This window comes from uncultured Campylobacter sp., from assembly GCF_944323605.1.
Classification (GTDB): Bacteria; Campylobacterota; Campylobacteria; order Campylobacterales; family Campylobacteraceae; genus Campylobacter_D.
In genome coordinates, this window is record NZ_CALUTC010000016.1 from 24,204 (window position 1) to 30,493 (window position 6,290).

The 6,290-nt window shown below is 24.7% G+C and carries 12 protein-coding genes and 1 pseudogene; 7 read left to right on the plus strand and 6 right to left on the minus strand.

Features of this window, described 5'->3' with window-relative positions; genetic code table 11:
• Positions 1-3 precede the first annotated feature (3 nt).
• Positions 4-351, plus strand: coding sequence for a hypothetical protein (locus Q0J35_RS08020; protein WP_297195277.1), 348 nt, complete (start codon positions 4-6; stop codon positions 349-351).
• Positions 352-390: 39 nt separating this feature from the next.
• Here Q0J35_RS08020 and Q0J35_RS08025 read toward each other — a convergent pair whose 3' ends face one another.
• Positions 391-705 (minus strand): hypothetical protein, encoded by a 315-nt coding sequence (locus Q0J35_RS08025; RefSeq protein ID WP_297195279.1) that lies wholly within the window; start codon positions 703-705, stop codon positions 391-393.
• 4 nt (positions 706-709) lie between these two features.
• Entirely contained in the window at positions 710-901 is a 192-nt protein-coding gene (locus tag Q0J35_RS08030) for a hypothetical protein (protein ID WP_297195282.1), read from the minus strand.
• A 343-nt stretch (positions 902-1,244) separates the two neighbouring features.
• Here Q0J35_RS08030 and Q0J35_RS08035 point away from each other — a divergent pair, with 343 nt between their 5' ends.
• The 5 genes from Q0J35_RS08035 to Q0J35_RS08055 all read left to right on the plus strand — a co-directional run bounded on the left by Q0J35_RS08035 (position 1,245) and on the right by Q0J35_RS08055 (position 3,680).
• Positions 1,245-1,634, plus strand: coding sequence for a hypothetical protein (locus Q0J35_RS08035; protein ID WP_297195284.1), 390 nt, complete (start codon positions 1,245-1,247; stop codon positions 1,632-1,634).
• A gap of 55 nt (positions 1,635-1,689) precedes the next feature.
• A complete protein-coding gene (locus Q0J35_RS08040; protein WP_297195286.1) occupies positions 1,690-1,977 on the plus strand; it encodes a hypothetical protein in 288 nt (95 codons plus the stop codon).
• Between the two features lie 13 nt (positions 1,978-1,990).
• Positions 1,991-2,185: a hypothetical protein gene (locus Q0J35_RS08045; RefSeq protein WP_297195288.1), complete on the plus strand. Its 195-nt coding sequence runs from the start codon at positions 1,991-1,993 to the stop codon at positions 2,183-2,185.
• 13 nt (positions 2,186-2,198) lie between these two features.
• Positions 2,199-2,624, plus strand: a complete 426-nt coding sequence (locus tag Q0J35_RS08050) for a hypothetical protein (RefSeq protein ID WP_297195290.1) — start codon at positions 2,199-2,201, stop codon at positions 2,622-2,624.
• 159 nt (positions 2,625-2,783) lie between these two features.
• Entirely contained in the window at positions 2,784-3,680 is an 897-nt protein-coding gene (locus tag Q0J35_RS08055; protein ID WP_297195292.1) for a site-specific integrase, read from the plus strand.
• Here Q0J35_RS08055 and Q0J35_RS08060 read toward each other — a convergent pair.
• The 4 genes from Q0J35_RS08060 to Q0J35_RS08075 are packed head-to-tail and all read right to left on the minus strand — an operon-like array spanning position 3,672 to position 6,047.
• Positions 3,672-3,908, minus strand: coding sequence for a hypothetical protein (locus tag Q0J35_RS08060; RefSeq protein ID WP_297195295.1), 237 nt, complete (start codon positions 3,906-3,908; stop codon positions 3,672-3,674). The genes Q0J35_RS08055 and Q0J35_RS08060 overlap by 9 nt on opposite strands.
• Positions 3,898-5,067: a toprim domain-containing protein gene (locus Q0J35_RS08065; protein WP_297195297.1), complete on the minus strand. Its 1,170-nt coding sequence runs from the start codon at positions 5,065-5,067 to the stop codon at positions 3,898-3,900. Before Q0J35_RS08065 ends, Q0J35_RS08060 begins: the two co-directional genes overlap by 11 nt.
• The gene (locus tag Q0J35_RS08070; RefSeq protein WP_297195299.1) at positions 5,060-5,248 is read right to left on the minus strand and encodes a hypothetical protein; all 189 of its coding nucleotides are present in this window, start codon (positions 5,246-5,248) and stop codon (positions 5,060-5,062) included. Before Q0J35_RS08070 ends, Q0J35_RS08065 begins: the two co-directional genes overlap by 8 nt.
• A 13-nt stretch (positions 5,249-5,261) precedes the next feature.
• The gene (locus Q0J35_RS08075) at positions 5,262-6,047 is read right to left on the minus strand and encodes a replication initiation protein (protein WP_297195301.1); all 786 of its coding nucleotides are present in this window, start codon (positions 6,045-6,047) and stop codon (positions 5,262-5,264) included.
• A gap of 20 nt (positions 6,048-6,067) precedes the next feature.
• Between Q0J35_RS08075 and Q0J35_RS08080 the strand changes: the two are divergent.
• A pseudogene (locus Q0J35_RS08080) lies at positions 6,068-6,290 on the plus strand (hypothetical protein); the annotation flags it as partial.

Here is a 6,290-nt window from a genome sequence, read left to right on the forward strand (position 1 = left end):
AATATGAAAAAATTAGTATTAAGCTCTTTGCTTTTAGGTGCTTTTTTTGTAGGTTGTGGTAGCAATGATGATAAATTTGAATCTCAAGCTGGTAGAATGGACGAACAAGCTTTACAGTTTGTAAAAGAAAAATTTCCTAATGGGATAGCATATAAATCTTATAGCAATTTTAAACGAGACAAAGGAAAAGATATTACAGTTACTACAATTTTACGTTATGCAGATGTAGCTAAAGGTATTAAAGAAACTGCTGGATATAAATATCAATTTATAATAAAAGATGAAAATGGCAATGTATTAAAAGATTATTTTTATGTGGAGTGCTACATTAAAGAAAATAAATGTGAATAAGATAAATATCTAATTTTTAATCCTCACAGTGAATTTATTTCACTGTGATAGTCTGGTTTTTATTATTTTTTTAATGCTTTCTAGGTATTCTAACTTCTTTTCTAGTGCTTTATTTTCTTCTTCTAAGAGTTTAAGTTTATTATCCAAATTTTCATATAGTGCTAAATCTGATTTTTCACCGTATCTTTGAGATAATTTATACCATTTTAAAGCTTGTTTTATATATTTTGGATAATTTTCATTTCTGTTCCAAATCACTATAGTTTGAGTGGATATATTAAGCAAATTTGCTAAATCTGCATAAGTTTTTAATCCACATTCTTTTAGTAGATTATCAAATTCTTGTTTTGTCATATATTTATCTTCTTTTTTTTAAAATTTCCACTATTTCTAACACATTCTGCACTAAAACTTTTTGTTTTTCTTCAATAGCGATAAACCTTTTTTCTACAACTTCAGATATTGTAACTTCTAGCAATTCTTCAAGATTTTCTAACGATTCCTCTAAAGAATTAATTTTTTCTTTCATAGCCTCTATTTCATCTTGCATATTCACACCTTTTTATTTTTATTATAGCATATTTTCTTTTATTTTTGTTATTTTTTTTGTTTTTTAATGTTTATTGTTCGACAAGCCTTAAGGTCTTGTCTCATAAGTTTTTAAGCCTAAGGTCTTAAAAACAAAGCTAAAGCCACAAGGTCTTTAGCTTAAGATAAGCGGGGATACCCCGCAACGCCCCACAATATTACTAAGTATAAGCACCTAAAGGAGCTTATAAAAGGGAGGGAATGTTAATATTTTGTGTATTTTTTTTTGTTTTTTTTGTTTTTTCTATTGACTTATATTATTTTTTTTGGTATAATTATAGTAATAAAAAAGAAAGGAAAAAAAGATGAGTTTGAATTTAAGAGGATTTGACATTAAAAGAGTTAGGGAATCAGTGGGGTTGATTGAAAGTTTTTTGATAGAGAAAAAGGCTTTTTGTGATGATGAATTTAACGTTATAAGTGAAGAGAGTTTTTGGGAGATTGCAAGGCAAAGCGAACTTTTACCAGATTTTGAGGAGATTTATATAAATGAAGTTTTTAAAAGATTTGCAAGTTATTTGGATAGCATAGGCATAAATTTAGACAATGATTATTTATTTTCAAAGAAATATGATGAGGATTTTAAACCTTTAAAAGTTTTTTGGTTAATAAATGATAAGGAGGAAAGAGAAATAAGCAAAGAAGAATTTAAAGACGTTAAAGAGCTTGATGAATATTTAAAAACAATCTTGTAAGGTTTTAAGCCTTACAAGAAATGAATATAAATTAATATAAAACAAGGAGAAAAATATGGAAGTAGAATTTTATTTAGGAGATGCTGGCTATCAAACTTTAGAGTTTGAAGCTAAAGAAGTGATGTTTTGTAAGGCAAAGGATATTTTAGAACTTTATAAGAACTTAGAAGAAGTTGAAAAAAGAAAAATAATAGTTGCTAATGGAACAGATATAAAAGAAGCAATAAAAGAAGTTTTGCTTTCTTTAGATGTAAATGAAGCAAACAAAATAGCAAAGCAATTAAGTGAGGAGTTTTTAAGCTTAGATGGATGGCATAGTAGGCTTAAGGCTATTAACAAATAAGAAAGGATAGAAAATGAAAACAAAAACACTTTTTACAAAGAACAAGAGTTTAAATAAGGTTATAGATTCTTTAAAAACAAATCTTAGAACAAAGGATAAGGTGATCAATCACTTATCCACACAAAACACTGAATTAAAAACACAGTTAAAAGAGCTTTTATTTAAGCTTGATAACACTTTAAAGAGTGTTAAAAATACTTATAGATAAGAAAGGAAAGAAAATGAGAAGATTAAGTAAATTTGATAAGGCTTGGAATAAAGAAAGTAAAAGGCAAGAAAGATTAAAACTTGCTATTGCTAATAAAAAATTCATATATAACGCAGATTATATAGAACTTTTATTAAGAGAAATCAATAAATACAGCAAAACACCTTTTAATATAGCTTATTCAATGCTAAAAAGCTATGATAGTGAGGAAAAAGAACATATTGTTTTTAAAGGTTATGGGCTTTTTGATAAAAATACAAAGATTATAAGAAAGATAAATTGCACGAAAATAAAATATAAAGAGCTTATACAAGCACTTTTTACAATCTTATATGAAGTTAAAAGGACATATTTTAAAGCAAGTCTGCCTAGAGCTAAGAAACTCAAAGAATATATAGCTCTAAAGGCAAAACATAAAAAAGAAAGTAAAGAATTTTAATGCATTACAGCTTAAAAAAATCTTTTAAGCTGTAACAAATCTTAATAAAAAGACAAAGAAGAATTTTGCGATAAGACAAAAACAAAAAAAACTCTTTGCATAATATAAAAATTTAAACACAAAAAACGATATAGCAAAAAACATTTAAAAGGAAGTGAAATGAAAAAAGTAAAAACACAGTGTTTAATTCAATCTTTTTTAAAAGAAAAGAGCTTTTTAAAATATGAAACTATAAAACAATACAAAACATCTTTAAGACACATAGAAAGCTTTTTTAAAATGTATAAGATTGTTTATATTGCAGATTTTAAAAGAGAACATAGCATTGATTTTGTGAATTATTTAAAAGCTAAAAATAATAATAACGTAACTATAAGGCAAAAGATTAAGGTTTTAAAATCTCTTTTAAGATATGCTTTAGATTTAGGATTTATTGAAAAATTAGACTTTGCTAAGGTAGTTTTAAAAGATAGTTTAGAGGAATTAGAAAAAAAAGAATTAAGGACATTTGATTTAAAAGAAATTGAACTGCTTATTAAAAATGCTAAGAGTGAATTAAAATCTTATTTAATGATAGCATTTTTCACAGGAGCAAGAACAGGGGAATTATTAGGACTTAAAAAAGGGGATATTGATTTTTTAGATAAAAAGATTGCTATTAAAAGAAGTCTTTCACAAAGAAATATCCTAGACACACCCAAAAATCAATCATCTTTTAGAAAGATGGACATGTTACCTATAATAGAAAAAGAATTAAAAAAGATTTGCAAAAATAAAAAAGATGATGAGTTTTTATTTACAATAAAAAGAGCTAGGTTAGGAAGAGAATTCAAAAAATTACAAAAGAATTTAAATATATGCCATTTAAGAAGGCTATATGATACTAGGCATTCTTTTGCTAGTGTTATGTTAAGCAAAGGTGAGGAAGCTATGTGGGTTTCAAGGGTAATGTTGGGACATTCTGACTTAAATACTACTTTTAAATATTATGCTAAGTATTTACCTAAGAATGTAACAAATAGAGCTTTGTTTTTGAATGAGTTAGAATTAGCTTAATTCTTTACGAACAACATAAATCAACATAATCCAAAGTAAAAAATAAAGCATTAAAAAGGGAATTTGCATAATAAGTGGTAAAGATATAAAAAAATCAAAGGAATTAAATAAAGAAAGCTTTGCTAAGATAAAAGATGTTAATAAACCAATACCAGAAAATATAGAACCTATTAAAAGCACAAATACGATTAAAATTTTTCTTTTGTATAGCGTATCCTTATCTTTCAAGCGAATTTCCTTTTGTGATTTGAGCTAAAACAAGAGCCTTTAAGCTATCTTTGCTTATATAGTTTTGAATTTTAGGTTCTATTAGTTTTAAGATTTTTTGTGAAAATTTTAATTCTTTGTGTTTTGAGAGTTTTTTATACTCATTTATCTTTAAAATGAAATTGTTTTTTAAAGAGTTTTCCAACTCATCTATAGAAAAGTTTTTATTTAGTCTTAAAAACTTAGACACTAATAAATCATCATTAAAATCCTTTAAGATAGGTTTTAAGTCTGTTATTTTTTCTTTTAGAGTTTCTTTTATACTTTTACTAAAGCTTAAACCTCTTTCATCATTATCAAAACCTAGTATAAAATTTGCATTTTTAATATTATTTTTTAAATAATTTAAGCTTTCTTTGTGAGAATTTGTATAAGTGCCATTTGTAGAACACAATAAACTTTCATTTGGATTTAAGCTTTTTAATTCAAGCAAAGATAAGCTATCTATTATGGATTCGCTTATGATTATATTTTTAATATCATTCATTTTTGAAGTTGTTGTTTTTAATAATTCTAAGCCTTTTTTGCCATAGCATATTTGTTTTATAGCTTTTTTTAAAACTACTCCGTCTTTATCTTTTTTCATAGGAGTTTTAAGATAAGTCATATAGCCGCTTTGAGTTAAAATTTCTACATCTTTTATTTTTTTAATAGTATAAGTAGGAATGCAGATGTTATAGAATTTATCTTGTTTGATTAAAGTAGAAAAATCATTTAAAATTTCTTTGTCAATCAGTCTTTTGCTTACAAAATAAGAATTTTCATCTAGTATTTTTAAGGTTTTAAAGTCTTCTAACACTTTATTATCATTATTTATTTCTTTTGTATCTGTTAGATTGTGTTTAAGCTCTTTTGTATCTACTTTATTATTTAGCAAATCTTTTAGTTTTAAGCCTCTATTCTTACAAAAAGAATATATATTACCTCTATCATTAGTATCGTTTGGATTAAAGTATAGATAGTGTCCGTTACTTAATCTTGTAATAACAATAGTATCACTATCATTTGACATAGTGATTGAATTTCTAGTGCTTTTTTCTTTTTTAATATCATAACCATTTTTTAATAATATTTCATCAAAGGGCATTGAAAGCTCTTTATTGTTATATGTTTTACTCATTACAATTTCCAAAAAGCTTATATTTCTTTTTCTTATTTTTAGACTTTTTATCTATTCTCTTTTCCATAGATTCATAATAATCTAAATATTTTACTTCTTTGGTATTCACTAAGTCTTTAATCTTAGGTTCAATTTTAAGTTCATCATCGCTAAAGAGACTTATTTCTTTTTCATTATTCATTTGTGTATTTCCTTTAAAATGTAAAATGTAAAGCAATAACCTTACTTTTAGGGTTTGTTTTATCTTTTTTGATTTTTTGATAAGACAGATTTATAAGATTTGGTATTGTTTGAAGCTCATCTATAATAGGGTTAAGTATTCTCTGTTCTAATACTCCTAGATTTTTATATGCATTTAAATCTAAAGAAAGATAAAAATAAAAATCCTTTAAGTCAATATAAAAACTACCTTTATATATGAATTGTACCAACAATATATATAGCATTTTTGAATATTTGCGTTTAAGACTTAAAAAGGTTTTTAACAAAAAAGAACTATAAAAACCATTTTTAAAATTATTTAAAATATCAAAAAAGACATCATTTAATAAAAATATTAAACGACCTTCTTTTTCATTTAATTCTATTTTTGAAAAAACAGAACAATAGGTGTAGTTTCTATTGCTATTGTTATCTATGGCTTTATTTATAAAATATATGTTTATAGCTTTATCTGTGAAGTTTTTAAATTCAGTAAAAAATTCTTTTTTGCTATATCTTTTTTTAGAGTTAATTAGTTTTAAAAGAAATTTGTAGTCTATATCTACTAAAACACTTCCTTTTTCTTTTAATAAGCAACAAATACTTATGAAAAAATCAAAGTCTATAGAATTAAAATTAGGAAAGACAAAATTGTAAAAAGAATTTTTATAAGAAACAATTAAATTATCATCAATCTTTTCTATGTCTTTTTTATTAAAAAATAAGGTGCTTGATTCTTTGGGTAATTTTTCTTTGGATAAATCCACATAAAAGTCCATTTTTCAGCCTTTTCAAAGCTTTGCTTATAAAACAAAATGAAAAGTTACCTTATGTTTTATCTTATATAAAAGATAAACATAAAAAAGAACAAAAGATATATAATGAAAAGATAAAAGATAATCCTTCTTTAAAATTTCCTCCTTTAGAAAGTTATCCTGATTATAAAGATTCTTTAAGAGAAAAGAACTGCATTACATATAAACTTGGTGAAGCCTTGATAGAAAATATGAAACGGGGGGGGG